Consider the following 26,355-nt stretch of genomic DNA (forward strand, 5'->3'; position numbering starts at 1 on the left):
ACCGAAACGGTACATGATATGGTATACTGAAAAATAGCGTTGTGCTGTTGCGAAGGGAGTTGGAGACACTGATAATCGAACAAACGGACCGGGAAAACGTGTCCCTTCGTATGCGCGGACAAGTTCTGTCCGAAATGAATCATACCTATCTGACCAATCGAATAGGTTTGCCAAATCTTGAACAATTCCAACTGAAAACGGCAATTGCCATTCTTGAAACGGCCGGATGCTCAAAAAAAGAAACAGAGCTGATAACATCCGTTCTGTTGTTGATATACCACGGACTATCGGTTCACGAAAACATCGATGAAAATCAAATTGAGGGGAATTTTCGTCAGCTAAAGGTTTTGGCGGGCGATTATTACTCCAGCAAATATTACTACTTACTTGCATCCCAGGGTCAGATTGAACTTATCGGCCTGTTCGCCGAAGCGGTTGCCAAAATCAATGAAGCCAAAGCGGAGCGTGCCGCTCTTTTGCGGCTTGATCAATCAAATACCGATAAATATCTCCTTTTAACGGAACGTATTCATGGGGAGCTGCTCTACGCTCTTTGTTCCAGATATCTTCGCGCTGAATCCGTCACTTTTGATCTTGTCCGCCTGCTTGTGAAAGCCCACATTTTCGGGATTGAATACAATCAGTTTTTGTCCGGTCATTGGTATGCAAATTTATCCTATTTATTTATTAAAGAACAGGCAACGGAAGAAGAAATCCGCCTTCTTGCTTCGAAACATTCTTATCTGCAGGATTCTAAAATCATGACCATTCATGTGAAATATGGAACATCATCTTACCTGTTTGAACAATTGCAAACCGGGTTGGTGACCGTTCAGTCGCTGCTTTCCGTTCCGGATTCTCCAATTGCTGCAGAACGTTTTAACCGAATTTGTGCCTTCCTGAAGGAATCTTACATGGAGACACAACGAATTGTGGAAGAAAGGTGAGATCCATGGCTCACTTTGAAACGAAAGAAGAAAAAGTCCATTATATCTTCTCGCGAATTGCCAAGCGGTACGACTTGATGAACACTGTTCTCAGTTTTCGGCGGCATAGGGCTTGGCGTTCGACTACAATGAAACGAATGAACGTACAGCCAGGGCAGTCCGCACTCGACGTTTGCACAGGAACGGGGGATTGGGCGATTTCCCTGGCCAGGTCAGTGGGTGAACACGGCCGGGTAGTTGGGCTCGATTTTTGCGAGCCCATGCTTGAAGTCGGCAATCAGAAAATCGTTCAAGAGGGTCTGGCCAATTGTGTGCAAATGATTCACGGCAATGCAATGGAACTTCCGTTTGAAGACAATACGTTTGATTACGCAACAATCGGGTTTGCACTTCGCAACGTTCCGAGTGTAGAACATGTGATAAGGGAAATGGCACGTGTAGTCAAGCCGGGTGGAATGGTTGTTTCACTCGAACTGTCCAAGCCGGAATGGCCGCCGTTTCGGGCACTGTATTATTTTTATTTCGAAAAGATTCTCCCGCAAATCGGAAAGCTGGCCGCAAAAGATGAGGTTTCCTACAGTTGGCTGCCCGAATCGCTTAAGACATTTCCGGATCGTAATGGGTTGGAAGAAATTTTTAAAAAAACCGGGCTTGTGAAAGTGGAGTCAAAGCCTCTTACCGGGGGCATAGCGGCTATGCACCTTGGTTATAAGGCTGAATAAGGAGCAGCAGATATGGGATACAGAGACTTGCGTCATTTTATAGATGTTCTTGAAACAAAAGGCATGCTGGTTCGAGTGAAAGAGGAAGTGGATCCGCATCTCGAGATAACCGAAATCACCGATCGGGTTTCCAAGGCGGAAGGGCCCGCTCTGCTATTTGAAAATGTAAAGGGCTCCACCGTTCCGGTTTTGATTAATGCATTCGGTTCCTATGAAAGAACCAATCTGGCTTTTGAAGTGAATGATTTTGATGACATCGGCAAAGAAATCATGCGTTTCATGGAAATGCCGACAGGCTCCAGCTCGCTTTTAGGCAAATTAAAGCAGCTTCCGAAGCTCGCTGAATTGGGCTCCTTTCTGCCGAAAACGGTAACAAAAGCGCCGTGTCAGGAAGTGGTCTTGACTGGTGATGAAGTGGATCTGGATAAATTCCCGATCCTGACCTGCTGGCCTGAAGACGGGGGACGATTTATCACTCTTCCGCTGGTGTTTACAAAGGATCCGATTACGGGAAAAAGAAATTGCGGGATGTACCGGATGCAGGTATATGATAAACGAACCACCGGTATGCATTGGCAGTTGCACAAAGTCGGTGCCGAGCATCACCGCCGCTCGCGGGAAATGAATCTTGAAAAGCTGGAAGTAGCCGTGGCGATCGGTTCCGATCCGGCGGTTATTTATTCTGCAATCGCTCCGGTTCCACCGGAAATTGATGAGATGATTTTGGCCGGATTTTTGCGCAAAGATGCGGTTGAGATGGTGAAGTGTAAGACTGTTGATGTGGAGGTTCCGGCAAACGCCGAGATTGTCCTGGAAGGGTATGTATTGCCGGGAGAATTGCGCGATGAGGGACCATTTGGGGATCACAACGGTTATTACACACCCGTCGAACCATATCCTGTGTTTCATATTACAGCGATTACACACCGCAAGAATCCAATTTATGCAACCACAATCGTCGGGAAACCTCCGATGGAAGACTGCTATTTGGGAAAATTGACCGAACGCGTCTTTCTCCCTCTGTTAAAAATGGTGGTTCCCGAGGTTGTTGATATGAGTTTGCCGTGGGAGGGTGTCTTCCACAATTGTGCGATTGTCTCGATTAAAAAGCGTTTCCCGGGTCATGCGAAGAAGGTGATGAGCGCTCTCTGGGGAATGGGGCAAATGACCTGGACCAAGTGCATCATCGTGGTTGATGATGACGTAGATGTACAGAATCATTCCTATGTAGCCTGGCGTGTCTTTGGTAATGTCGACGCAAAACGGGACATCATGATTGTTGAAGGGCCTGTTGATTCGCTCGACCACGCCTCTCCCTTGCCGAATCTGGGGTCCAAAATTGGAATTGATGGCACCAGGAAGTGGAAGGAAGAAGGGTACACACGCGTGTGGCCGGATGAGATTTGGATGAACCAAGAAACAAAAGATCTTGTGGATCGCAAATGGAGCAAATATGGCATCAAACTTTAATACAGATCTCAACGTAAGGGGAATCCGAACGGTATGGCCAAAGAGTTTGTAGTGGGGATAACGGGCGCAAGCGGAGGCATCTATGGAATACGGCTTGTGCAAGAACTGATCAAGGGGGGACACCTGGTTCATCTTCTGCTGACGAATGCTTCCTGGCAGGTATTTCAGGAAGAACTCGGGTGGGAAATTGAAACAGGTGACAGAGCCTCCATCCCAAGCCGGTTTGAAGTTGCCTCCGATCGGTTAAAAGTCCATGATATGCATGATTATCGCGCACCGGTCGCCAGCGGTTCTCACCGTACGGACGGGATGATAATCATTCCATGCTCGATGGGGACTTTATCCGCGATCGCTCACGGTGCCTCGGATAACCTGTTGGAACGGGCTGCGGATACCACTCTGAAAGAGGGACGCCCGTTAATTATTGTTCCTCGGGAAACCCCACTAAACGTGATTCATCTTCGGAACATGCTAGCTTTAGCCGAAGCGGGTGCACGAATTCTTCCGGCGATGCCGGGATTCTACCATTTGCCGCGAACTATGGATGATCTGATTCATTTTGTTGTGGGAAAAGCGTTGGACGCTCTGCAGGTAGAACATCAATTATTCCGTCGCTGGGGTGAATAACAAATTTAATTGGGAGGACGACCGTATGGAGGTTATCGGGAAAAACCATCCTTTTGCCGATATTTGGAAAAAGGTGCAAGCGGGAATTCGTCTGACTAAAGAAGACGGATTGCGTTTAATGAAGTCGAACGATATTATTGCGCTGGGACATATGGCAAATTACGTCCGGGAGAAAAAACACGGCCACTATGTGTTTTTTAACACGAATCGTCATATCAACCCCACTAATATATGTCAAACGCTTTGCGCTTTTTGTGCATTCGGTGTTCGGATGAAAGATCCGAAAGCCTACACGATGTCCATGGAAGAGATTGAGCACCGGGCAGACATGGTTCCCTCCGGAGTCACAGAGATTCATATTGTCGGCGGGAACAATCCACAGTTGAAAATTGACTATTATGAAGAACTGCTGCGGCGGTTGAAAAAGAAATTGCCGCATGTTCACTTAAAAGCTTTTACTGCAGTCGAATTGGATCATTTCTCCCGCGTCAACAAAATGCCGGTAGACGAAATTCTCCGCCGGTTAATCGATGCCGGGCTGGATTCAATGCCGGGTGGCGGTGCGGAGATTTTTGCCGAGCAGCCCCGATCGATTATTGCCGACCATAAGACATCAGGCGAACGGTGGCTTGAGATCCATGAGATCGCACATAAGATGGGACTCCGGTCGAACTGCACAATGCTATACAACCATATTGAAACGGAAGAAGATCGAATCGATCACCTGATCGGTTTGCGCGACTTGCAGGATCGAACAGGAGGTTTCCAAACCTTCATTCCGCTTTCCTGGCATCCGGAGAATACCGAATTGATCAAACAGTATCCGGATCTTAACTGGTCGACCGGATTTTTGGATTTGAAAGTCCTTGCGGTGGCCCGCCTCATGCTTGACAACATTGATCATATCAAAACCTATTGGATTCAAGTTGGAACCAAGATGGCACAGACGGCTCTTTGGTTCGGAGCGGATGACCTGGACGGAACCGTAGTGGAAGAAAAAATTTATCACGCAGCGGGTGCGGAAACGGAACAGGAAATGGCGAAATCCGAACTGATTCGGTTGATTCGGGAAGCGGGCCGAATCCCTGTAGAGCGGGATACACTTTATAATATCGTCAACACGGAGTTTGCAATTGCATGATGAACAAGCTGCGTGTCGGTCGGATCATTTACAGCAATGTTCTTCCCGTATACCACTTTATTGATGCAACAGCGGAGTCAAACGGTATCGAGTTTGTACCTGCAGTTCCGGCTGAGTTAAACCGCATGCTGGCCAAGGGAGAGGTTGTGGCAGGACCCATTTCCGCTTTCTCATACGCGGAACATGCAGACGAATATTACGCACTGCATGATTTGTCCGTTTCCTCCCGCGGCCCGGTCGGATCCATTTTCTTATTTTCAAAACGGCCGATGGACGATTTGGATGGCCATAAAGTGGCTTTGACATCAACGTCAGCGACTTCGGTCAATTTGTTGAAAATTCTTCTTCACACCTATTGCAAGTCCAATCCAATCTATTTAACACGCCCGCCGCATCTGGACGAGATGATGGAGGAGGCGGAAGCCGCTCTTTTGATCGGGGATGATGCCCTTTACTGGTCTTTGCAGGATCATCCGTATCATGTATATGATCTCGGGGCGGAGTGGCATCGGCGGACAGGATGTTCCATGACATTCGCAATTTGGGCTGTCAGACGGGATTTTGTCCGGCAAGCGCCCGATCAAGCAAGACGGCTGCACCGTTTGCTTTTGGAAAGCAAGCAAAAAGGCCTCTCCAATATGAATGCAGTGATTTCGGAAGCGATTCGTTTAAACGGGCAGGATTACGGTTTTTGGAAATCTTATTTTGATAAATTAATTCATGACTTTGAAGGGGAACTAGTGGAAGGTGCTGAAACATATTTTCAAGAAGCCTATCAACTAGGACTTCTACCACGACCGGTCAAGGTAGAACTGTGGGGTGGCGAACAATGAGTATTGCAAACACCAATAGAAAAGTGGATTCAGTCCTTGATAAAGCGTTATCTGGAGAACGATTGACACTGGAAGACGGGCTTGTGTTGTACGAATCGAATGATTTGATCAAATTGGGGTCGGCAGCCAAGCAGGTTATGCAGCGGTTCCATCCGGAAAACATTGTGACATTTACGGTAAACCGAAACGTAAACTACACAAATGTTTGCGATACGTACTGCCGTTTTTGCGCGTTTTACCGTCCGGAAGGGCATCCGGAAGCTTACGTTCTGCCTGATGAAGTGATTCTCGAAAAGATCCGGGAAACAGTGGAGATCGGCGGAGATGAATCGGAGATTCTGATGCAGGGCGGGACTCATCCCGGACTGCCGTTTTCCTATTACACCGATCTTTTGCGCAAAATTAAATCTCGTTATAACGTAATCATGCATTCTTTCTCGGCGGCCGAGATCTGGAAGATGGTTGAAGTATCCGGGCTGTCCCTGGAAGAAGTGATCCGGCAGCTGAAAGAAGCGGGACTTGATTCAATCCCCGGTGGTGGGGCGGAGATTCTGGATGACCGAACTCGCATGAAAATCTCCAGGCTAAAAGAATCCTGGGTGAAATGGATGGAAGTCCATGATACTGCTCACCGGCTGGGAATGAACACCACGGCCACCATGGTGATCGGATTTGGCGAAAGCCATGAAGAGCGGATTTTGCATATGCTCCGAGTTCGTGATCAACAAGATAAAACAGGCGGGTTTACCGCGTTTATTTCATGGACGTACCAACCGGATAATACGGCTCTGAAAGGAACCCGTGCAACCGCGGTGGAATATTTGAAAAACGTGGCGATTTCCCGTTTAATGATTGACAATGTTAAAAACTTCCAATCATCGTGGGTAACGATGGGCCCCAAGATCGGTCAAGCCGCTCTCGAATTCGGGTGCAACGACATGGGCTCGACCATGATTGAGGAAAATGTGGTGAGTGCAGCCGGGGCCACTCATATGATGAACAAGCAGGAGTTAATCCGTTTGATTCGCGATGCCGGGCGTACTCCCGCTCGCCGCAACACATACTACAAGATTCTCGAAACTTATTGATTGTGTGACAGGATAAGGTGGAGCCTAAATGAAGTTGATGGACATCTATTTTCATCTCAAATCCGATCTCGATTATGTTGAGAAATGGTTGGATAAAGAGGTGCGGTCAAAACAAAAAGACTTGCAGAATGCTGCATCACATCTGTTGAAAGCGGGCGGGAAGCGGATGCGCCCCGTTTTCGTGCTGCTCAGCGGCCAATTTGGCGATTATGACCGGGAAAAATTGGCCCGGGTTGCCGTCTCTCTCGAATTGATTCATATGGCCTCACTGGTACACGACGATGTGATTGATGAAGCGACTACACGCCGTGGAATTCCCACGGTTCGTTCCGAGTACGGGAATCGTATGGCCATGTACACGGGGGATTTTATTTTTGCCCGGGCACTGATGTTATTGTCCGAGATACCGAATGCGAAAATCCATCAACTTTTATCCAAGTCCATCGTTCGATTGTGTGAAGGGGAAATTGAACAGATCCGCGATTTTTTCCGTCTAAACCAAACCTTTCGAAATTATTTGCGAAGAATTGAACGGAAGACAGCGATTCTGATTGAGGTATCCTGCAAGTTGGGAGCGCTTACATCGCAATCGGACCCGCTTCATGTCAGGGCTTTAGGCAGATTTGGTCACTTTTTGGGGATGGCCTTTCAGATTGTCGACGACATTTTGGATTTCACCTCAACCGAAGAAAAACTCGGAAAACCGGTTGGTGCGGACTTAATGCAGGGGAATATCACCCTTCCTGTTTTGTATGCGCTTCACTGTACCCCGGCGGGAGAAACTTTGCGGCGACTTATCCATCCAAACATGTCCCGAACCGAAGCTGACGAAGCGATTTCCCTTGTGAAAGCTTCCGGGGGGCTTGAATATGCAAAGAAGATCGCGGATCTCTATTTGGGAAAGTGTTTGCATCAATTGTCTCTTCTGCCTAAGGGACGAGCGCGTGACTCGTTGGAAGCGATTGCCTTGTTTACAACTGCTCGTGAATATTAAACGCTTGCAGACATACTGGCTTATTAGGTAAAATTATCAAGGTTGCTTTTATATGCGCCTCCGCCGAAGTATTCGGAATTTGCCGCAAAGCATTACGTTACTCTGGTGGGTACAACTTTTTGGGAGTGTGTGTAGATGGAACGTACTTTTCTGATGATTAAACCGGATGGAGTTCAACGTGGGCTTATCGGTCAAATCATGACCCGTTTTGAAAAAAAAGGTTTCAAACTGGTGAACGCCAAGTTGATGACCGTGTCCCGTGAACTGGCTGAAAAACATTACGACGAATTGAAGGAAAAGCCGTTCTTTGGTGAACTGGTAGACTTCATTACTTCCGGTCCGGTCTTTGCAATGATTTGGGAAGGCAACAACGTGATCAGCGTTGCTCGTGCGATGATGGGCAAGACCAACCCGGCAGATGCAGCTCCTGGAACCATTCGTGCAGACTTCGCAGTTTCGGTAGGCATGAACGTGATTCACGGTTCGGACTCTCCGGAAAATGCACAGCGTGAAATCGACTTGTGGTTTAACGGAGAAGCGATTTCATACGATAAAACAATTGCAAAGTGGCTGTAAATACATAAAGACCCTGCAACCAGGCAGGGTCTTTTCATGTGCGCTTGGCAGCGCACCATGCTGCGTTTTCATGGAAAAACGAAGGAATTATTCTCTTTTGATCGAATATTGTAGAAAGACGTAGAAACTTGCAGGAATAGTGAGGTGCCCGAATGGCAGTTCATGACTTTGACTTGTTTATGGACAAGGTATTCAAGAAAACAGGAATCGATCTCACGAAATATAAACGTCCACAAATGGAACGACGTTTGACCGCTTTGCGGGACAAGCACGGCTATAAAGACTTTCTTGCCTACTTTCAAGCGATTGATGCCAACCAGGATTTGTATGATGAGTTTTTGGATCGGATGACGATCAACGTGTCCGAGTTCTTTCGAAATGCGAATCGTTGGCAAGTCGTCATGAATCGAATCATTCCCGAATTATTAAAAAGCAGAACCAAGCTGAAAATCTGGTCGGCTGCTTGTTCAACGGGTGAGGAGCCTTATACGATGGCGCTGATTCTCTCCAAATATCTGCCGATGTCCGAGATCGAGGTGCTGGCAACGGATATCGACCAAAACGCAATCGATCGGGCAAAACAAGGAGTGTACCACGCGAGGTCTTTAGAGGCTGTTCCGAAAGATTTGCGGCAAAAGCACTTTACGTCAACCGGCACCGGCATGTATCAGATCTCGAATGAGATCAAGCGCTGCGTGAAGTTTAAAAAACAAAATTTGCTGCAGGATCCTTTTGAGAAAGAGTTTGATCTGATCGCTTGCCGGAATGTAATTATCTACTTTACGGAAGAAGCGAAGAATCATCTCTATCACAAGTTTTCGTCCGCCCTTCGAAAGGGCGGGATCTTGTTTGTCGGTTCGACAGAACAGATCTTTAATCCGCAAAGTTACAGTTTTCACCCGTACGATACTTTTTTTTACCAAAAAATGTAGGTGAGACTATCAAAATAATTCCTACTATCAAACTCTTGTAAAAGTTGAGTATTTGTGTATTCTTAATAAAAAGCATAAGAAAGAAAAAGAGAACAAAAAGAGCAATAAGGAGTGAGAGGGATGAACAGCGAGGGGGCTTTGCGGAGAGATGTCCGGATTCTTGGCGATCTATTGGGAAATGTTCTTATCTCTCAGTGTGGAGAAGAGGTTTTTCAATCGGTCGAGGAGATCCGGGCGGCCGCCAAAGAATTGCGTGCAGACGGTACAGTGGAAAGCCGGAAAATGTTTTTGGAAAAAATCAGACAGATCCCAAAAGAACACCGGACTCATGTGATTAAAGCTTTTGCACTTTATTTTCAATTGGTAAATATTGCGGAACAAAATCATAGAATCCGGAGAAAGCGGGAATATGAGCGTTCCTCAGGTTCTGCTCCGCAGAGAGGATCTTTGCGGAGTGCTGTCTTGCAAATGAAGGAACATGGAGTTCAAGCGGACGAGATGCAAAATCTGATGCACGAACTCGGTGTGGAGCTGTTTTTGACAGCTCATCCGACGGAAGCGCTGCGCCGAACGGTTCTTGATAAGCATAATCATATAGCCGCCATCCTTGAGAAATTTGATGATCCTCTGCTGAGTGATCGTGAAATTCAACAGCTTGAGCGGAAACTGAAAGCTGAAATCATGGGATTGTGGCAAACCAGCCCTGTTCGCAAGGAACGAATCACCGTGTTGGATGAGGTTCGCAACGGGTTGTATTTTCTTGATGAAATCCTGTTTGACGTACTGCCGGTGATTCACCTTGAAATGGAGGAACAGTTAAAAGTCGTGTACCCGGAAAGAAACTGGGAGGTTCCAAGCTTTTTGCGGTTCGGTTCCTGGATGGGAGGCGACCGTGACGGGAATCCAAATGTTACGGCTGATTTGACGTTCCAAACGCTGCTGCTTCATTTTGATCTGGCTTTGCGTAAGTATCAGGAGCGCATCCAAAGTCTTGGTGTCGATCTGAGTCAGTCTTACGGAGTCACTGGAGCAAGCCGCGATTTGATCAATTCTCTGCAGGTTGATCTCATTCCGGATGAGCCTTACAGAGAAAAGATCAAGCAGATTCAAAAGCGGTTGGAGGGAACAAGGGAACGGTACCACGGTTCCGAGACCACCGAAACCTATTATAATGGACCGAAAGAGTTCCTGGCGGATATTCGATTAATTGAAAAGTCGCTGATCGAAAATAAAGCGGGAGAAATTGCGGAGGTTAAGGTTCGACCTTTAATTCGCCAAATTGAGCTGTTCGGTTTCCACATGGCGACACTCGACATCCGTCAGCACAGTGAGGTTCATGAAAATACAATTGATGAGCTGCTTGCTCTGGCAAAGATCGGTCCCTACAAGTCGCTTGGTGAAGAAGAGAAAATCAAACTTCTGACCGATTTGCTGCAGGATCCGAGACCGCTTGTCAGTCCGTTTGTGAAACTTTCGGAGAGCTCACAGGAAACATTAAATGTGTTTCACACCATTCGCAAAGGGCAAACACTGTTTGGAGAAGATTGCATTCAAAACTATTTGATCTCTCTGTCACAAGGGGTCAGCGATCTGCTGGAAGTGCTTCTTCTGTCCAAAGAAGCCGGGTTGTTTGCGTGGGAGGCGGATGGATCGGCTACCAGCCGGCTCAATATTGTACCGTTATTTGAAACGATCGGAGATCTTCGTGCCGCACCTGCAATCGTGGATCAATTATTTGCCAACCCTGTGTATCGAAAGCATTTGCAGGAACGCGGAAATCTCCAGGAAATTATGCTTGGATATTCGGACAGCAACAAGGACGGGGGCTATCTGACTGCAAACTGGGAGCTGTATAAGTCACAAAAAGCAATCTTTGAAGTGGCAAGCAAACACGAAGTCCGGCTCAAATTCTTCCATGGCCGCGGCGGGGCACTTGGCCGCGGGGGCGGTCCGGTCGAACGAAGCATTCTGGCACAACCGCCTGAAGCGCTGCATGGCAAAGTGAAAATTACCGAGCAGGGCGAGGTCATTTCCCAACGGTACAGTCACCCCGAAATTGCAAAACGATCGTTGGAATCGGCGGTTTCTGCCGTTCTTGTCGGCTCCATGAATGTGCAGACCGAGCACATGAAAGATACGGAACGGAAATGGTCGGAAATCCTCGAGCGGTTGTCGCAGGATTCATTTGCAACTTATCAGGAGTTTATTTACAAGAACGAAGATTTTCTGCCTTACTTCCATCAGGCGACACCGATCGATGAGCTGGCGGAGTTAAATATCGGATCCCGTCCGGCAAAACGCAAGAATTCCCCGCGTATTCAAGATTTACGGGCGATTCCTTGGGTATTCTCCTGGACGCAGAACCGTCATCTGCTGCCCGCATGGTTTGGGTTCGGAACCTCAATTGAGAATTATATCAAGTCAAACCCGGAGTCCCGCTCGGAGTTCAACCGGATGTACCGGAAATGGCCGTTTTTTAAAACGTTGATTGACAACATCCAGATGGCTTTATCCAAAGCGGACATGCTGATCGCTGTAGAATATGCCAACCTGGTCGGAGAAAAGGATCTGGCTAACCGGGTATTTTCAAGGGTTCTGGACGAATATGAACGAACCAAAAATATGGTGCTGCTGATCACCCAAGAGAACGAAATTCTTGCGAACAGTCCTGTCATCCGGGAGTCGATCCGATTACGCAATCCGTATGTCGATCCGTTGTCGTATTTCCAAGTGCTGCTGCTGAAGGAATTGCGAATCCGAAAAGCGGAAAATCAGGATTTCAACGAGGATCTTCAAGATGTATTGCTGACCATTAACGGGATTGCTTCAGGGTTGCGGAATACGGGCTGATGCTTGTTAAGTGAACCCATTTTACGCATACTAAGCCTTCAGATACAGTAACGCGTCCAGTAGGGATCTGCCATTGAACTCCAATCACATCCAGTGAGCCGGGTTGTCAAGGCGGGTCCGTTGGGTGCGGTGTCTGGAGGCTGATTTCATGAAGTTGAAACCTGTATCTCCACAAATCGAATCATTGTGGAACCAACTTGCAAACCTTTCGCTGCATGAGCTTTATTTGCTGAGGGCTCAATATTCATGCGAACAGGGAATGCTGGGAAATATTCCGCTTATGGCGTCGACTGTTCCGCTGGTTTTTTTAATCTTTGGCGGTCATGTTTCCAAATATTTGCCCAGTCATAATTTTTTGTGGATTGTAGTGATGGTGCTTTCCGTGATCGTGATTGTCTGGGCGTTGACCTATCATTTTCGATTGAAAGGAAGCACAGCCTGCTGTATTTATCTGGTGGATTTGGCAATTCGGCAAAAAGAAAGGAATCAGGGGAGGGATTCACCGTGAAAGTGAATGTGAACTGGCATGGAAAAAGACGCTTTGAAGCAAAAGGCGACTCCAATCATCCTGTTGTGATGGATGCAAAACCTGACATCGGGGGCGAAAATCAAGGAGCGCGTCCTATGGAGCTGCTTTTAATGGGGCTTGGCGGCTGCACCGGAATTGATGTCGTCATGATCTTGGAAAAAATGCGTCTGACGGTAGAGGAATTGTCGATTGAAATTGATGGCACACGGCGTGAAGAACTCCCGCAAAAATTCACCGAAATACATATGAAATATGTACTGAAGGGGCCGGACTTGACCCGGGATAAGGTGGAACGGGCCATTCGCCTCTCCGAAGAGAAATACTGTTCGGCATCCGCCTCCTTCAATGCGAGAATTCATGCTTCTTTTGAATTGAACGGTGTCACCTATGAAATGAGAGAAAGGGTGGGGGAGAATGAAGATCCGCTGCAATGATTGTTACGAAGAAAACAATTTTTCCAATGAGCGCTGTGCCCGCTGCGGCAGACTCTTGGAAGATGCCCGGAAAGATCAAACGAGAGAATATTTCGAGGTTCAGCACTCTGATGCACCCAACATTGTGAAGAAAGGCTCTGCCCCGAGGAAAGTATGGTAGGCAATTCTTTCGACGAGATCGTTTCCTTCCATGTTCCGTCCGAATATCACGGGAAAATGGTCAAGGAACTGATCCGAAATCTGTTCGAAATCTCGAGGCCCTTGTTGCGAAAAATAGTGGGTGGGCAAGGTGTTCTGGTAAACGGTCGGCCAGTCTACATAACTTCCCGTTTGTGCGAGGGTGATTTTGTCCAATTGCTGGCCCTGCCCGAATCATCAGAGGACATACTGCCCGAAGATATTCCATTTGTGATCGTCCATGAAGATGAAGACATCTTGGTCGTGAATAAACAAGCAGGTCTTGTCGTTCACCCTACTTCGGGCCGTTACACGGGCACATTAGCCAATGGAATTGTCCACTATTGGCAGCAAAAAGGGGAGACTGCCCGGTTTCGCCCTGTCCATCGTCTCGACATGAATACAAGCGGCCTGCTGGTGGTCAGCAAAAACCACTATGCGCATCAAGGCCTGTGGAAGCAGCTGGCAAAGCGAGGATTTCGCCGGGAATATCTGGCGATTGTACACGGGAATCCGGAGGAAGATTCGTTTACCATTGATGCGCCGATTTTAAAAAGAGAAGACGACCCCAGAGAACGAATTGTAACTCCGGAAGGCCGGTCTGCCATTACTCATGTAACAGTGGAGAAAAGGTTTCGGGATGCCGCTCTCGTTCGCCTGCGCCTGGAAACGGGGAGGACTCATCAAATCCGGGTACATATGAAGTATGTCCGATTGCCCTTGTTTGGAGACGACCTGTACGGAATTGGAGTACCGGACGGTATGGAAAGACAAGCTTTACACGCGGAAATACTTGGTTTCAATCATCCCCGTTCCGGGCATTGGATGGAATGGAAAGTGGAATTGCCTGAAGATATGAGTACACTTCTGCAAAAGCTGCAAACCGGAACTGAATAAAGTGAAACTTGCATTGACGCTGCAAAATTGTCTGGGGTAGAATATCTGTAGCGCGAAAGGTGTTGCCGGGTGCGACACCTTTTTCATTCCAAGGAGCGGGTTTGATGCTGAATTTTTTAGTAGTGGTTGGCTGTATGTATTTGATGCACCGGTTGGGAACCAGACAATTGATTCGATCACGAATCATCAAAAGCAGGATTCTGGATCGGGCTTCGTATTTCATGTTCTTGGCGTCCGGCTGTACGCTGGCCCTGTATGTAAGCTTCACCTTTTTGTTTCCCTTGATTGACGGATGGTCAGTGGTTGCGAAAAGCATATTCCCCACAGCTGCAGGAATCTGGTTGGGTGAATTTTTTTATGCTCGGAATTTGTCCATTACGTTGCGCATGTTACAACAGCTCCGCAAGAAGGAGGGACGAGCGAATGAGTGAGTCAGTTGATTTCAAGAGGGTATTATTGGAACTGATGGAGACTCCAGGCGTCCCCGGTTATGAACAGAACATCGCACAAAAGGTTGAATCCTATTTTCGCAGATATACATCGGACGTGCGAATAGACAAGATGGGAAATCTGATCGCGCACATTCAAGGTGCGGGTTCGGAACCGCGGCCGCGAATCATGATTGCCACCCATATGGATGAGATCGGACTGATTGTCACAAAAATTGAAGCAGGCGGGTTTATCCGTTTCTCACAACTGGGCGGTTTTGATCCCAGAACCTTGATTGGACAAGAAGTCTTGGTGCACGGCAGGACACAATGTCACGGAATTATTGGATCGAAACCTCCTCATCTGACCACCGCGGAAGAACGGGAAAAAGCGATCCCGATGCACGATTTGTTTATAGACATTGGAATGTCGGAAGAAAGGGTCCGTGAACAGGTTCAAATCGGCGATGTGATTACAATCGTCCGCACAAGCATGGAACTTCAGAACGATTTTGTTGCCGGCAAGTCATTGGACAACCGAGCTTCAATTACCGCACTGCTGGAATGTTTGGAGGAAATGAAACACCTTCGGGTGGAGGTGGATGTCTATGCCGTGGCAACAGTCCAGGAAGAAGTCGGTGTTCGCGGAGCGATCACGAGTACATATGGAATCAATCCGGATATCGGAATTGCAATTGATGTGACCCATGCGAGCATGCCGGGGGTTCCGGCTGATTTCGGCATGAAGATGGATGGGGGAGTCGTGTTTCATAAAGGCCCGAACATTCATCGAAATCTGTTTGCCCGGCTCACGCAGGTGGCAAAAGATCAAAATATTCCGTATCAGGTTCGACTGATGCAAACCCCGACCCAGACCGACGGCAGAGCAATTCAGATTACCCGTGAGGGGATCGCAACGGGAGTTCTGGCGATTCCTTTAAGGTACATGCACACTTCGGTGGAAACACTTTGTTATCAGGATGTAAAACGTACCGGAAAGCTGCTGGCCCATTTTCTGAAATCGGTGGATCGGCCGTTCGTGGAGGGATTGTCTTGTTACTTAAAAAGCTGACAGAAGCGATGGGGCCGTCCGGTTATGAAGATGAGATTCGTCAGGTCATCTACGAGGAAGTGCGCGCTTATGCGGATCGTATCTTTACAGACAGCCTCGGGAATTTACTCGTTGAAAAAAACGGCTCCAAGCCAGGGCCAAAAGTGCTCTTATGCGCTCATATGGACGAAGTGAGTTTGATGGTTGTACATATTGAAGACAACGGATTGCTGAAATTCCGCCCGATCGGGGGAGTGGATCCGCGGGTTCTGGTGGCGAAACCGGTTCGTATTGGGGAGAATAAAATTTTCGGTGTGATTGGCTCAAAAGCTGTCCATCTGCAAACACAATCGGAACGCGAGAAACCGATCTCGATGGATCAGATGTACATCGACATTGGGGCGAAGAACAGGGAAGGGGCTGAAAAAGCTGTAAAACCGGGAGACTGTGCGGTGTTTGCGACCGAATACCAGGAGATTGGCGACCGGCGTGCGAAATCGAAATCTTTCGACGATCGGGTTGGCTGTGCGGTATTGATTGAAACTTTGAAAAAGACATTTGAGATCCCGGTGGTTTTTGCGTTCACTGTGCAGGAAGAAATCGGACTTCGTGGAGCGGGACCGGTAGCCTTCCGGGTGAATCCCGATCTGGCACTGATTCTGGAAGGCACCATTTGTTTCGATGTCGTTGGGGCCCCGGGACACGGAATGGGAACTGTCATGGGGAAGGGACCGGCTTTGTCGGTGATCGATTCCTCCACGATTGCCAACCGGGATTTTCTCGACCATATGATTCAGGTTGCTGAATCCTCGTCTATTCCGTATCAGCTGAGACGGGTTAGTGGGGGAGGCAATGACGCGGGACGGATCCACAATGCTCGCGGCGGTATCCTGACCGGTGCGGTTTCGGTACCAACAAGATATATCCATGCCCCCTCCCAGATGATCAGCCTGGATGATTATGAAAACACTGTTCGTCTGGTGGAAGCGTTTCTGCGGAGTGTGGAAAGAGGAGGCTTGTGTTCGCAATGAAAGAATTACTCATCAAATTGGCCGGAGTATCCGGACCGTCGGGTGCAGAAAAACATATTCGGGAAATCTTATCGGAACTTCTGCAGCCGCATGTCGATAAGCTGACCGTTGACGTAATAGGCAATCTTATCGCATATAAAAAAGGCACTTCGGACACTCCAAAAACAATCCTGTTGGAAGCGAACATGGACGAGCCGGGCGTCATGGCGATCCATATTGAAGAAAAAGGGTTTGTGCGGATCGTCCCTGTTGGCGGAGTCAAACCGGTTCACCTGATTGGGGAACGCATCCGTTTTACGAATCGAACCTGGGGAGTAGTCGGTGTGGAGGGCGATAAGCCCTTAAAGGACATCACCTTCGCCGACCTGTTTGTAGATATCGGAGCGGATTCGCAGGAGGCGGCTGAAAAACTGCTGGCAATTGGAACGGCTGGCGTGATCGACAAAGGTGCTTTTGAGCTCGGAGAAACCAAAATTGCCGGTAAATCCCTTGGGAATCGGGCGGCGTGTGCCGTACTGATTGACGCAATCTCAAAGATGGGAACGCTGCAGCATGATGTGGTTGTTGTGTTTGCAGTGCAAAAAGAGGTCGGTTCACGCGGAATTAAAACTGCGGCATTCAAGACGGAAGCCGATATCGCAATTGTTGTCGGTGCGGCTCGGGCAGGAGATACGCCAAAGGCGGAGCGAAGCGAGCTGCGTCTTGGAAAAGGTCCTGCTATTAAAGTGATGGACCGGGAGATTGTAGTTCCACCACAAATCAAGCAATTATTTGTGGATACGGCGGAGCGCTGCAAGATTGACTACCAATTGGAAGTCTCGCCGGATACGACTTCAGATGCGGGACAGATCCTGTTGACTCGTGACGGCATCCCGACAGGTGCCGTGTCTATTCCGGTGAGATATGTGCAGACTCCTTCACAGATCGTCGATGTGCGGGATATGGAGCGAGCGTCTCTCCTCGTTCTTGAAATCATGCGCACTTACCGATAATCAATGGACGCCCAAATGAAAAATAGCCGATTTGGGCGTTTTTATTGTTTTGTTCCGCTATCTGCTTTATAATGTTTAAAATATATAACACTGTACAGCGTGAAAGTAAATACACAAACTGCGTTGTGACGGATAGGGATAAGGAGAGGAAACAGAGATGCTGCGTTACCTTACTGCAGGCGAATCACACGGCCCCCAACTGACAGCCATTATCGAAGGTCTGCCGGCAAACATGCCGGTATCGGTCGAAAAGATAAATCACCAGCTGTGGAGAAGACAACAAGGGTTTGGCCGCGGCGGTCGTATGCGCATTGAAACGGATCAGGTGCAAATTGGGAGCGGCGTACGATTCGGGAAAACATTAGGAACTCCTGTTACCCTGGTTGTGGACAACCGCGACTGGAAAAATTGGCAGCAGCGAATGGCGATCGAAGGTGAACCACCGGCTGACTTGGAGGTCGTGACGAAGCCTCGCCCCGGTCATGCGGATTTGGCCGGATCCCTGAAATACAATCAGCAGGATATTCGAAATGTTCTGGAACGTGCAAGCGCGCGCAACACGGCTACCCTTGTGGCCATCGGTTCAGTCGCACGCCAGCTTCTGGAAGAGTTCAACATCCATGTTTACAGCCACATTGTAGAACTGGGTCCAATCAAAGTGGGTCCTGTTGAGGGGGCCATTGAGGAGATCGCGGCACGGGCGGAGCAGTCGCAGGTTCGCGTTGCCAACCCCGAGAAGGAAGAAGAAATCATCGAGTTGATCAAAAAAGTTCGGAAAGAAGGCAATTCCCTCGGCGGGATCTTTGAAGTGGTTGTTACCGGAGTCCCATACGGTTTAGGTTCTTACTCGATGCCTGACCGGAAATTGGACAGCCGTCTGGCAGGAGCCCTCATGGGAATTCAAGCGATCAAAGGCGTGGAAATCGGACTCGGCTTTGATGCCGCAAGAAGGCCAGGGTCGGAAGTGCACGATGAAATTTTTTACTCGCAAGAACAGGGATACTATCGTGAAACAAATGGAGCGGGCGGAATTGAAGGCGGGATCTCAAATGGACAGCCGATCGTGGTTCGGGCTGCCATGAAGCCGATTCCAACCCTCTACAAACCATTACGAAGCGTCGATATGGAAACCAAAGAAGCGTATGAAGCGAGTATCGAGCGTTCGGACGTATGTGCTGCTCCGGCAGCGGCGGTTGTTGGAGAAGCGATTGTGGCCTGGGTAATCGCATTGTCGTTCCTTGAAAAGTTTGGTTGGGATTCATTGGAGGAAATCCGTGCGAACTACAACAACTTCATGAAGATGGTGTCTGAGCGATGAAGATCGAAGAGAGAAGGGTTCATGTTGAACTTGGCGATCGCAGTTACGACATTGTGATCGGTCTTGAACTTCTCGATCGTCTTGGGGATCTGGCGAAAGAAGTCGGCATTCCGACAACATCTTCCTGTCTTGTTGTGACTGATGCAAATGTCGCCGGCGCGGGTCACTTGGAGAAAGCGCTGGCCTCTCTGCAGAAAGCAGGCTACAAAGCTTCTGAAGCGGTGATCCCTCCGGGGGAAGAGTCAAAAAGTTTGTCTCAAGCGTCCGTACTCTACGATAAAGCATTTGAGGCCGGGTTGGATCGCCGATCGGCAATATTTGCCATCGGGGGAGGAGTAGTCGGTGACCTGGCCGGTTTTATCGCTGCTACTTATATGCGGGGGATTGCATTTGTGCAGGTGCCAACGACCGTTCTTGCACATGACAGTTCCGTTGGTGGAAAGGTGGCAGTGAACCACCCGAAAGGGAAGAACGTAATCGGAGCTTTCCACCAACCGAAATTGGTAGTTTACGATATTTCCACCCTTGGCACGTTGCCCGCCCGTGAGATTCGTTCCGGTGTCGCGGAAGTTATCAAGCACGGTTTGATTTGGGATGCCGATTTCTTCACCTGGATGGAAGCGTCCATTGAAAAGGTTTGTTCACTGGATCCTGAGATTCTTGCCGACCTGCTCGCGCGTTCCTGTTCAGTAAAGGCGGCCGTTGTTGAAAAGGACGAAAAGGAAGACAATTTACGGGCGATTCTAAACTTTGGACATACTCTGGGCCATGCAATAGAGTCATTGTCCAGTTACGGTACCTATACTCACGGCGAAGCGATTGCTATAGGAATGGTCTTTGCCGCCGAACTTTCTCTACAGTACGGGCGGATTGACCGTGATACAGTCGAACGAATCCGCAACCTGTTCATCCGGACCGGACTTCCGACAGAGATTCCGTCCGATTTGGATCCTGTTGAACTGTTGAATTTAATGCGACAAGACAAGAAAGCGACCGGCGGCAAGCTCACATTCGTGTTAATGTCTGCCATCGGACACGTTGATGTTGTGAAAGATGCGGACGAAGCGACCGTTCTTGAACTGCTTCGTCGTTTGGGGAGGAACGAACAATGATCCGTGGAATCCGGGGAGCCACTACAGTTGAAGAGAATACGGAAGCGGCAATTTTTCAAGCCACAAGAGAACTCTTAAACGAAATCATTTCTGTCAACCAGTTCCAGGCCGAGGATATTGCCTCCGTTATTGCAACGGTGACAGAAGATTTGGACGCCGCTTTCCCGGCAATGGCGATTCGATCCATTCCAGGCTGGGAATTGGTGCCCATGATGTGCGCCAGAGAGATTCCGGTTCCCGGCAGTGTCACAAAATGTATCCGGGTGATGCTTCATGTCAATACAAACACCCCACAAAAAGATATCAAACACGTATATCTAGGTCGTGCGGCGAGTCTGCGTCCTGATCTGACCCATAATAAGTAATTCTTGACGATCCTGCCTCCTCCATGTACACTATTCCTAAGGTTTTACAGTGTATATGCGAGTAGCAGCAGAGCAGCAATTAGACGAGTGAGTGTATTTTGAGATTAGCTTGAGATGAGCAGAGCCGAGACTGGAGAGCAGAGGGGAGCAACGGAGGGGGATTTAGGATCACCTGACCGTGTCTATTATCGTCTCTTATTTAGGTCAGAGCTTAGCTCTGGCCTTTTCGTTTAATTAAAGTGGAGCACAGTTTGAGAGAGGAGAGCGGAGGCATGAAAGAAATTCTTGAAAAGTTGATTGTGGGAGAGCATTTGACGGATGCGGAAGCTGAGCATGTAATGGATCAGATTATGGGTGGAGAGGCTACTCCCGCTCAAATCGCCAGTTTCTTAACCGCAATGCGCGTAAAAGGGGAAACAGTCGAAGAAATCACGGGATTGGTCCGGAGTATGCGAAAGCATGCAACTCCAGTAGTGTCGGGCGTCGAGGGAATTCTTGATACGTGCGGTACAGGGGGAAGCGGAATATCGAAATTCAACATTTCAACTGCCTCTGCGTTTGTTACGGCGTCTGCAGGTGTTCCGATTGCGAAACACGGTAACCGGGCTATGTCAGGGAAGTCGGGCAGCGCCGATGTGCTCCAGGCATTAAACGTAAACATTGAATTGACTGCAGAACAGGCAAAAGATTGTTTGGAGAACGCAGGCATATGTTTTATGTTTGCTCCCCTGTACCATCAATCGATGAAACATGCGGTCGGCCCCAGACGGGAATTAGGGTTCAAGACCGTGTTCAATATTTTGGGTCCGTTGACAAACCCGGCGGGTGCGAAACGACAAGTAATCGGTGTATTCTCTGCAGCGCTTCTTGAAAAAATTGCCCGTGTACTGCAAGCGTTGGGTGCGGAGCACGTTATGGTCGTTCATGGTTCGGACGGTTTGGATGAAATCACCGTAACGGGGCCCACGCAAGTGGCTGAATTACGCGGCGGCCAATTGGATGTATACGAAATTCACCCCGAAGATTTCGGGCTGCAAGTTTATCATCCGGAAGATCTTATTGGGGGGACTCCGGACAAGAATGCCGACATTATCCGTCGGGTCTTGCAAGGTGAAAAAGGGGCCGCCCGCGATATCGTTGTGCTGAATTCTGCAGCAAGTCTTTACGTGGCAGGGAAAGCAGACTCCATTCGGGATGGAGTGGTGATGGCTCAGAATTTAATCGATTCTCGTCTTGCTCTGGGGACTTTACAGCGATTGATTGAAGTGTCGAATCGGTTTGTAAGGGAGTTGGCGTAAATGATTCTTGACCGTATCGTTGCGGTTAAACAACAGGAAGTAGCCCAATTGAAAATGGAGCTCAATCTCCGGCAAGCGGAATCGGCCATTGCGAACATGCCTTCCACCCTTGGGTTCGAGAAATCGCTTCGTGCATCTGACGATACGGTTGCATTGATTGCGGAAGTGAAGAAGGCCTCACCTTCAAAAGGTGTAATCCGGCCGGACTTCGATCCGGTTCAAATCGCCAAACAGTATGAGGCAGCGGGTGCCGGCGCAATCTCGGTGCTGACTGATGTCCAATTTTTTCAGGGGCATCCGTCCTATTTGACCGAGATTCGGAAAGAAGCAGCTCTTCCGCTGCTTCGCAAAGACTTTATTATTGATGAATACCAGATCTATGAAGCAAGGTTAATTGGCGCAGATGCGATTCTATTGATTGCTGGGATCCTTACTACGGAACAACTTCGTCGTTATCGGGAACTGGCCGGGGATCTCGGCTTGGATGCACTGGTGGAAGTGCATGACACCGAGGAATTGAAAAAAGCGTTGGAATCGGAAGCCCGCCTGATTGGCGTGAACAACCGGGATCTGAGGACGTTTGACGTGGATTTGCAAACAACTGCCGAGGTCGCTTCGTATCTTTCTCCGAACAGTTTTCTTGTTTCCGAAAGCGGTATTTTCACATATGAAGATGTAGAAACCGTAAAACAAGCGGGTGCCAAAGCGATTCTGGTAGGGGAATCGCTGATGCGATCTGAAGATATAGCCTCTGCGATCGATCGCTTACTGGGCAGGAAGATCGAAGCATGACTCAGATTAAAATCTGCGGATTGAAAACGCGAGAGGCTTTGGAAGTGGTTTCTGAATCAGGAATCGACTATATAGGTTTTGTTTTCGCAAAGAGCAAGCGGCAGATTACACCGGAAGAAGTCCGGAAACTGACGGCGGAATTGCAGACGCCCAAGCGAATCGGAGTGTTCGTCAACGAGACGCTGGACTCTTTGCTTTCGGTTGGGGAATCTGCCGGGTTAGACGGTTTCCAGCTTCATGGGTCCGAATCGCCCGAGCTTTGCAGAAGTTTGAAAGAACAAAGCGGAAAGCTTGTGTGGAAAGCTTGGCAGGTACGGCTTGATCCATCCGATCACCAGATTCAGGAGTACGGGGAAACAGTGGATGCAATTCTCCTCGATTCTTATGATCCGGGGTTGCCCGGGGGTACGGGCAAGACTTTCCCATGGCAGGGAATCGTACGGTTTCGAGAATTGGTTCCGAACGTTCCGCTGTTCGTAGCAGGCGGTCTCTCAGCTGATAATGTGGCGGATCTCCTTGCAGGGTATCGGCCGGACGGAGTGGATGTTTCGTCCGGTGTAGAAACAAACGGCGTGAAAGATGCAGACAAAATGAGACTGTTTATTCAAAAAGTGAGGGAGAGAGACTGATGTATCCGGATCAGAAAGGGCGTTTTGGGAAATTCGGGGGGAAATTTGTCCCTGAAACGTTAATGAACGCGTTGGAACAACTTGAGCAGGACTATTACCGGCTGCGCCAGGATCCTCAGTTCCAACAGGAATTATCGGAGTTGTTAACCGAATATTCGGGTCGACCTACCCCGCTTTATTTCGCGCGGCATTTAACGAATGAACTGGGCGGCGCAAAGATCTATCTAAAGCGGGAGGATTTGAATCATACCGGGGCCCATAAAATCAATAACACATTGGGACAAGGGCTGCTTGCCAAATTCACCGGGAAAAAAAGAGTGATCGCAGAAACCGGTGCCGGTCAGCACGGGGTGGCAACCGCTACGGTAGCGGCTCTTCTCGGACTTGAATGTACTGTATTTATGGGAGAAGAAGACATTCGACGCCAGGAATTGAACGTGTTCCGGATGAAGCTTCTGGGAGCGGAAGTCGTTCCGGCAAAATCAGGAACGCGCACTCTAAAGGATGCTACAAACGAAGCGATCCGTCACTGGGTGGAACATGTGGAAGATACATTCTATATCATTGGCTCGGTTGTGGGACCACATCCGTACCCAATGATGGTTCGTGACTTCCAGCGCATCATCGGGGATGAAACCCGCCGGCAGTTTTTGGAGAAAGAGGGACGTCTGCCAGATGAGATTGTTGCCTGTGTAGGGGGCGGCTCGAATGCGATGGGTATTTTTTACCCGTTCGTCAATGATCCCGTTCAGCTCACAGGTGTGGAAGCGGCAGGTGAAGGAACGGATACCGAGCGTCACGCTGCAACGATCAGCAAAGGACGACCGGGTGTGATCCACGGTTCCTTGACCATGCTGTTACAGGATGAATACGGCCAGGTATTGCCCGCTCATTCGATCTCAGCAGGACTTGATTATCCGGGAATCGGACCGGAACACGCCCATTTGGCAGACAGCGGACGGGCGAAGTATGTTTCGATCACCGATCAGGAAGCGCTTGACGGATTACAGGCTCTTACCCGGATCGAAGGCATTATTCCCGCACTGGAAAGCGCACATGCGATTGCACACGTGCTAAAAATAGCTCCAAAGTTACCGAAAGAATACGCGATTGTGGTCTGTTTGTCAGGCCGCGGCGATAAGGATATGCAAAGTGTCATGGGATACCTGGGGGTGGAATCATGAGCCGGATCGAATCGGTTTTTGAACGTTTAAAAGCGAAAGGGGAAACGGCATTCATCCCTTTTATCACAGTAGGAGACCCCAATCTGGAATGGACCGAACGAATCGTCAGCGATTTGGAAAAAGCAGGAGCTGATATTATAGAGCTCGGGATTCCCTATTCGGATCCGCTTGCCGACGGTCCTGTGATTCAGGAGGCTGCTTTGCGTTCTCTCAATCAAGGTACCAAGATCACGGATGCATTCGAGTTGGTTCGAAATTTGCGTCAATCGGGAGTACAGGTGCCTTTGATTTTGTTCACGTACGTCAATCCCGTTATTCAGTGGGGAGTTGATAACTTCTTTGCCAGCGCAAAAGAAGTGGGGGCAGACGGGGTGATCATACCCGATTTACCGTACGAAGAGAGTGAGGAGGCCCGTTTGGCTGCGGCAAAATATGAAGTGGATCTGATTCCACTGATTGCGCCAACAAGCCGCCAGCGGATCGAACGGATTGCAAAAGACGCAACCGGCTTCGTTTATTGTGTGTCGTCACTTGGAGTAACTGGAATGCGAAATCAACTTTCAGCGGAGCTGCCCGAGTTTGTGGGAAGTGTTCGTGCAGCAACATCGCTTCCGATTGCGGTTGGATTCGGTGTTAGCACGCCGGAACAAGCTGAACAGATTCGTGGATTTGCTGATGGAGTAATCGTCGGATCGGCCATCGTTCGTCGTGTTCAGCCTTTGGCTGACTCGGTTGCAGCCGGTGATCAAACTCAGATCAATCAGGCTTATGAAGATCTTTTACAGTTTGTCTCCGCTTTGAAGGAGCCGTTGCGAGGATGATTCAATACAATAAAATCTTGATCGTCGGGTGTGGATTGATCGGCGGATCACTTGCGCTGGCATTCCGTTCCCATGGAGTGGTGAAAGAGATTGTCGGAGTCGACTTGGATACGGAAGGGTTGAATAAAGCACTTTCCTTAGGGGTGATTGATGCCGCTTATTCCCGTGTTGAAGAAACGGTGAGTGATGTCGATTTGATCATCCTTGCAGTGCCTGTCCAGCAGACCATCCGTCAACTTGAAATCTTGTCAAAGCTCCCGATCAAAAAAGGCTGCATCATAACCGATGTATCCAGTACAAAATCGGATATCTGCAAATATGCACGGACTCATATGCCTAAAGATATCTCCTTCGTCGGCGGACATCCAATGGCAGGATCCGAAAAATCGGGAATAACGGCCGCCAGCCCAAGATTGTTTGAAAACGCCGCCTACATCCTCACACCTGACCCGGATTGTGATCCTGCAGCAGTAGACAAGGTCAGAAAGACATTTGAACAGATCCGGGCACATGTACTTGTGATGGACCCTGTCCAACACGACCAGATTGTCGCAGCAGTGAGCCACGTGCCTCACGTTGTGGCGGCGCTGCTTGTTGACCAAGTGGCTGATCTGGGGCAAGCCAACCCGCTGTACAGCAGGTTGGCTGCTGGCGGATTTCGGGATGTAACGCGCATCGCATCGGGGAGTCCGGTCATGTGGCGGGATATTATTTTGACCAACCGCGAACCGGTCCTCTATTTGTTGAAAGATTGGATCAAACGAATTGAAGATATCGTGAATTGGATCAATGAGGCGGATCCGAAGGAAATTGAATCATTCTTTGCGAGAACGAGAGATTGGCGGGATGCTTTGCCTGCCAAAGCCAAAGGAGCCGCTACACATTATTACGAATTCACGATTGACGTGGAAGATAAACCGGGGATTATCGGAAATGTGGCTACCATTCTTGGCCAGCATGAAATCAACTTGCGAAACATTGGAATTCTGGAAAATAGGGAAGAGGTAAACGGGCAGCTGCTGCTCTCGTTCTCCTCCTTCCGGGATCAAGAAGAGGCAATGCGCCTGCTGCTTGGGCATGGCTACAAGGTATATGTCCGAGAGTAAGGAAACCAGTG

27 protein-coding genes are annotated in these 26,355 nt (G+C 48.8%); all 27 read left to right on the top strand.

Going from position 1 to position 26,355, the window contains the following annotated elements:
• The first annotated feature begins 59 nt into the window (after positions 1-59).
• The 27 genes from ACFO8Q_RS16255 (at position 60) to ACFO8Q_RS16385 (ending at position 26,344) form a co-directional block, all read left to right on the top strand.
• Positions 60-947 carry a heptaprenyl diphosphate synthase component 1 gene (locus ACFO8Q_RS16255; RefSeq protein WP_380026865.1) on the top strand — a complete coding sequence of 296 codons (888 nt, stop codon included), beginning with the start codon at positions 60-62 and terminating at the stop codon, positions 945-947.
• 5 nt (positions 948-952) lie between these two features.
• Positions 953-1,669, top strand: coding sequence for a demethylmenaquinone methyltransferase (locus ACFO8Q_RS16260; protein ID WP_380026866.1), 717 nt, complete (start codon positions 953-955; stop codon positions 1,667-1,669).
• A 12-nt stretch (positions 1,670-1,681) separates the two neighbouring features.
• Positions 1,682-3,139 carry a menaquinone biosynthesis decarboxylase gene (locus ACFO8Q_RS16265; protein ID WP_380026867.1) on the top strand — a complete coding sequence of 486 codons (1,458 nt, stop codon included), beginning with the start codon at positions 1,682-1,684 and terminating at the stop codon, positions 3,137-3,139.
• Positions 3,140-3,172: 33 nt separating this feature from the next.
• The gene (locus ACFO8Q_RS16270; protein ID WP_380026868.1) at positions 3,173-3,766 is read left to right on the top strand and encodes a UbiX family flavin prenyltransferase; all 594 of its coding nucleotides are present in this window, start codon (positions 3,173-3,175) and stop codon (positions 3,764-3,766) included.
• A gap of 25 nt (positions 3,767-3,791) precedes the next feature.
• Positions 3,792-4,907 (top strand): aminofutalosine synthase MqnE, encoded by a 1,116-nt coding sequence (mqnE, locus tag ACFO8Q_RS16275; RefSeq protein WP_380026870.1) that lies wholly within the window; start codon positions 3,792-3,794, stop codon positions 4,905-4,907.
• Positions 4,904-5,740: a menaquinone biosynthetic enzyme MqnA/MqnD family protein gene (locus ACFO8Q_RS16280; protein WP_380026872.1), complete on the top strand. Its 837-nt coding sequence runs from the start codon at positions 4,904-4,906 to the stop codon at positions 5,738-5,740. Before mqnE ends, ACFO8Q_RS16280 begins: the two co-directional genes overlap by 4 nt.
• Positions 5,737-6,828 carry a cyclic dehypoxanthinyl futalosine synthase gene (mqnC, locus tag ACFO8Q_RS16285; RefSeq protein ID WP_380026873.1) on the top strand — a complete coding sequence of 364 codons (1,092 nt, stop codon included), beginning with the start codon at positions 5,737-5,739 and terminating at the stop codon, positions 6,826-6,828. The genes ACFO8Q_RS16280 and mqnC overlap by 4 nt, the downstream gene beginning before the upstream one ends.
• Positions 6,829-6,856: 28 nt before the next feature.
• A complete protein-coding gene (locus ACFO8Q_RS16290) occupies positions 6,857-7,822 on the top strand; it encodes a polyprenyl synthetase family protein (RefSeq protein WP_380026875.1) in 966 nt (321 codons plus the stop codon).
• Positions 7,823-7,957: 135 nt separating this feature from the next.
• Entirely contained in the window at positions 7,958-8,398 is a 441-nt protein-coding gene (gene ndk / locus ACFO8Q_RS16295; RefSeq protein WP_380026876.1) for a nucleoside-diphosphate kinase, read from the top strand.
• 152 nt (positions 8,399-8,550) lie between these two features.
• Positions 8,551-9,330, top strand: a complete 780-nt coding sequence (locus ACFO8Q_RS16300; RefSeq protein WP_380026877.1) for a CheR family methyltransferase — start codon at positions 8,551-8,553, stop codon at positions 9,328-9,330.
• A gap of 120 nt (positions 9,331-9,450) precedes the next feature.
• Complete coding sequence (gene ppc, locus ACFO8Q_RS16305) at positions 9,451-12,180, top strand: phosphoenolpyruvate carboxylase (protein ID WP_380026878.1); 2,730 nt, start codon at positions 9,451-9,453, stop codon at positions 12,178-12,180.
• 148 nt (positions 12,181-12,328) lie between these two features.
• Entirely contained in the window at positions 12,329-12,688 is a 360-nt protein-coding gene (locus ACFO8Q_RS16310) for a hypothetical protein (RefSeq protein WP_380027042.1), read from the top strand.
• Complete coding sequence (locus ACFO8Q_RS16315; RefSeq protein WP_380026879.1) at positions 12,685-13,143, top strand: OsmC family protein; 459 nt, start codon at positions 12,685-12,687, stop codon at positions 13,141-13,143. Before ACFO8Q_RS16310 ends, ACFO8Q_RS16315 begins: the two co-directional genes overlap by 4 nt.
• A gap of 153 nt (positions 13,144-13,296) precedes the next feature.
• Complete coding sequence (locus ACFO8Q_RS16320; RefSeq protein ID WP_380026880.1) at positions 13,297-14,217, top strand: RluA family pseudouridine synthase; 921 nt, start codon at positions 13,297-13,299, stop codon at positions 14,215-14,217.
• Positions 14,218-14,321: 104 nt separating this feature from the next.
• Positions 14,322-14,648: a hypothetical protein gene (locus ACFO8Q_RS16325; protein ID WP_380026881.1), complete on the top strand. Its 327-nt coding sequence runs from the start codon at positions 14,322-14,324 to the stop codon at positions 14,646-14,648.
• Complete coding sequence (locus tag ACFO8Q_RS16330; protein WP_380026882.1) at positions 14,641-15,717, top strand: M42 family metallopeptidase; 1,077 nt, start codon at positions 14,641-14,643, stop codon at positions 15,715-15,717. Before ACFO8Q_RS16325 ends, ACFO8Q_RS16330 begins: the two co-directional genes overlap by 8 nt.
• Positions 15,699-16,727, top strand: a complete 1,029-nt coding sequence (locus tag ACFO8Q_RS16335; protein WP_380026883.1) for a M42 family metallopeptidase — start codon at positions 15,699-15,701, stop codon at positions 16,725-16,727. Before ACFO8Q_RS16330 ends, ACFO8Q_RS16335 begins: the two co-directional genes overlap by 19 nt.
• The gene (locus ACFO8Q_RS16340) at positions 16,724-17,719 is read left to right on the top strand and encodes a zinc-binding metallopeptidase family protein (protein WP_380026884.1); all 996 of its coding nucleotides are present in this window, start codon (positions 16,724-16,726) and stop codon (positions 17,717-17,719) included. Before ACFO8Q_RS16335 ends, ACFO8Q_RS16340 begins: the two co-directional genes overlap by 4 nt.
• Positions 17,720-17,876: 157 nt before the next feature.
• Complete coding sequence (gene aroC / locus ACFO8Q_RS16345) at positions 17,877-19,037, top strand: chorismate synthase (protein ID WP_380026885.1); 1,161 nt, start codon at positions 17,877-17,879, stop codon at positions 19,035-19,037.
• Positions 19,034-20,149, top strand: a complete 1,116-nt coding sequence (gene aroB / locus ACFO8Q_RS16350) for a 3-dehydroquinate synthase (protein WP_380026886.1) — start codon at positions 19,034-19,036, stop codon at positions 20,147-20,149. The genes aroC and aroB overlap by 4 nt, the downstream gene beginning before the upstream one ends.
• On the top strand, positions 20,146-20,514 hold the full coding sequence (gene aroH / locus ACFO8Q_RS16355; protein WP_380026888.1) for a chorismate mutase: 369 nt from the start codon (positions 20,146-20,148) through the stop codon (positions 20,512-20,514). Before aroB ends, aroH begins: the two co-directional genes overlap by 4 nt.
• A gap of 272 nt (positions 20,515-20,786) precedes the next feature.
• Complete coding sequence (gene trpD / locus ACFO8Q_RS16360) at positions 20,787-21,812, top strand: anthranilate phosphoribosyltransferase (protein WP_380026889.1); 1,026 nt, start codon at positions 20,787-20,789, stop codon at positions 21,810-21,812.
• The gene (gene trpC, locus ACFO8Q_RS16365) at positions 21,813-22,604 is read left to right on the top strand and encodes an indole-3-glycerol phosphate synthase TrpC (protein WP_380026891.1); all 792 of its coding nucleotides are present in this window, start codon (positions 21,813-21,815) and stop codon (positions 22,602-22,604) included.
• Positions 22,601-23,233: a phosphoribosylanthranilate isomerase gene (locus ACFO8Q_RS16370; protein ID WP_380026892.1), complete on the top strand. Its 633-nt coding sequence runs from the start codon at positions 22,601-22,603 to the stop codon at positions 23,231-23,233. The genes trpC and ACFO8Q_RS16370 overlap by 4 nt, the downstream gene beginning before the upstream one ends.
• Positions 23,233-24,417 carry a tryptophan synthase subunit beta gene (gene trpB, locus ACFO8Q_RS16375; RefSeq protein WP_380026893.1) on the top strand — a complete coding sequence of 395 codons (1,185 nt, stop codon included), beginning with the start codon at positions 23,233-23,235 and terminating at the stop codon, positions 24,415-24,417. Before ACFO8Q_RS16370 ends, trpB begins: the two co-directional genes overlap by 1 nt.
• Positions 24,414-25,238, top strand: a complete 825-nt coding sequence (gene trpA, locus ACFO8Q_RS16380) for a tryptophan synthase subunit alpha (protein WP_380026895.1) — start codon at positions 24,414-24,416, stop codon at positions 25,236-25,238. The genes trpB and trpA overlap by 4 nt, the downstream gene beginning before the upstream one ends.
• Positions 25,235-26,344 (top strand): prephenate dehydrogenase, encoded by a 1,110-nt coding sequence (locus ACFO8Q_RS16385; protein ID WP_380026896.1) that lies wholly within the window; start codon positions 25,235-25,237, stop codon positions 26,342-26,344. The genes trpA and ACFO8Q_RS16385 overlap by 4 nt, the downstream gene beginning before the upstream one ends.
• Positions 26,345-26,355: the final 11 nt, after the last annotated feature.

Source organism: Effusibacillus consociatus (genome assembly GCF_042652925.1).
In the GTDB taxonomy this organism is placed as follows: domain Bacteria; phylum Bacillota; class Bacilli; order Tumebacillales; family Effusibacillaceae; genus Effusibacillus; species Effusibacillus consociatus.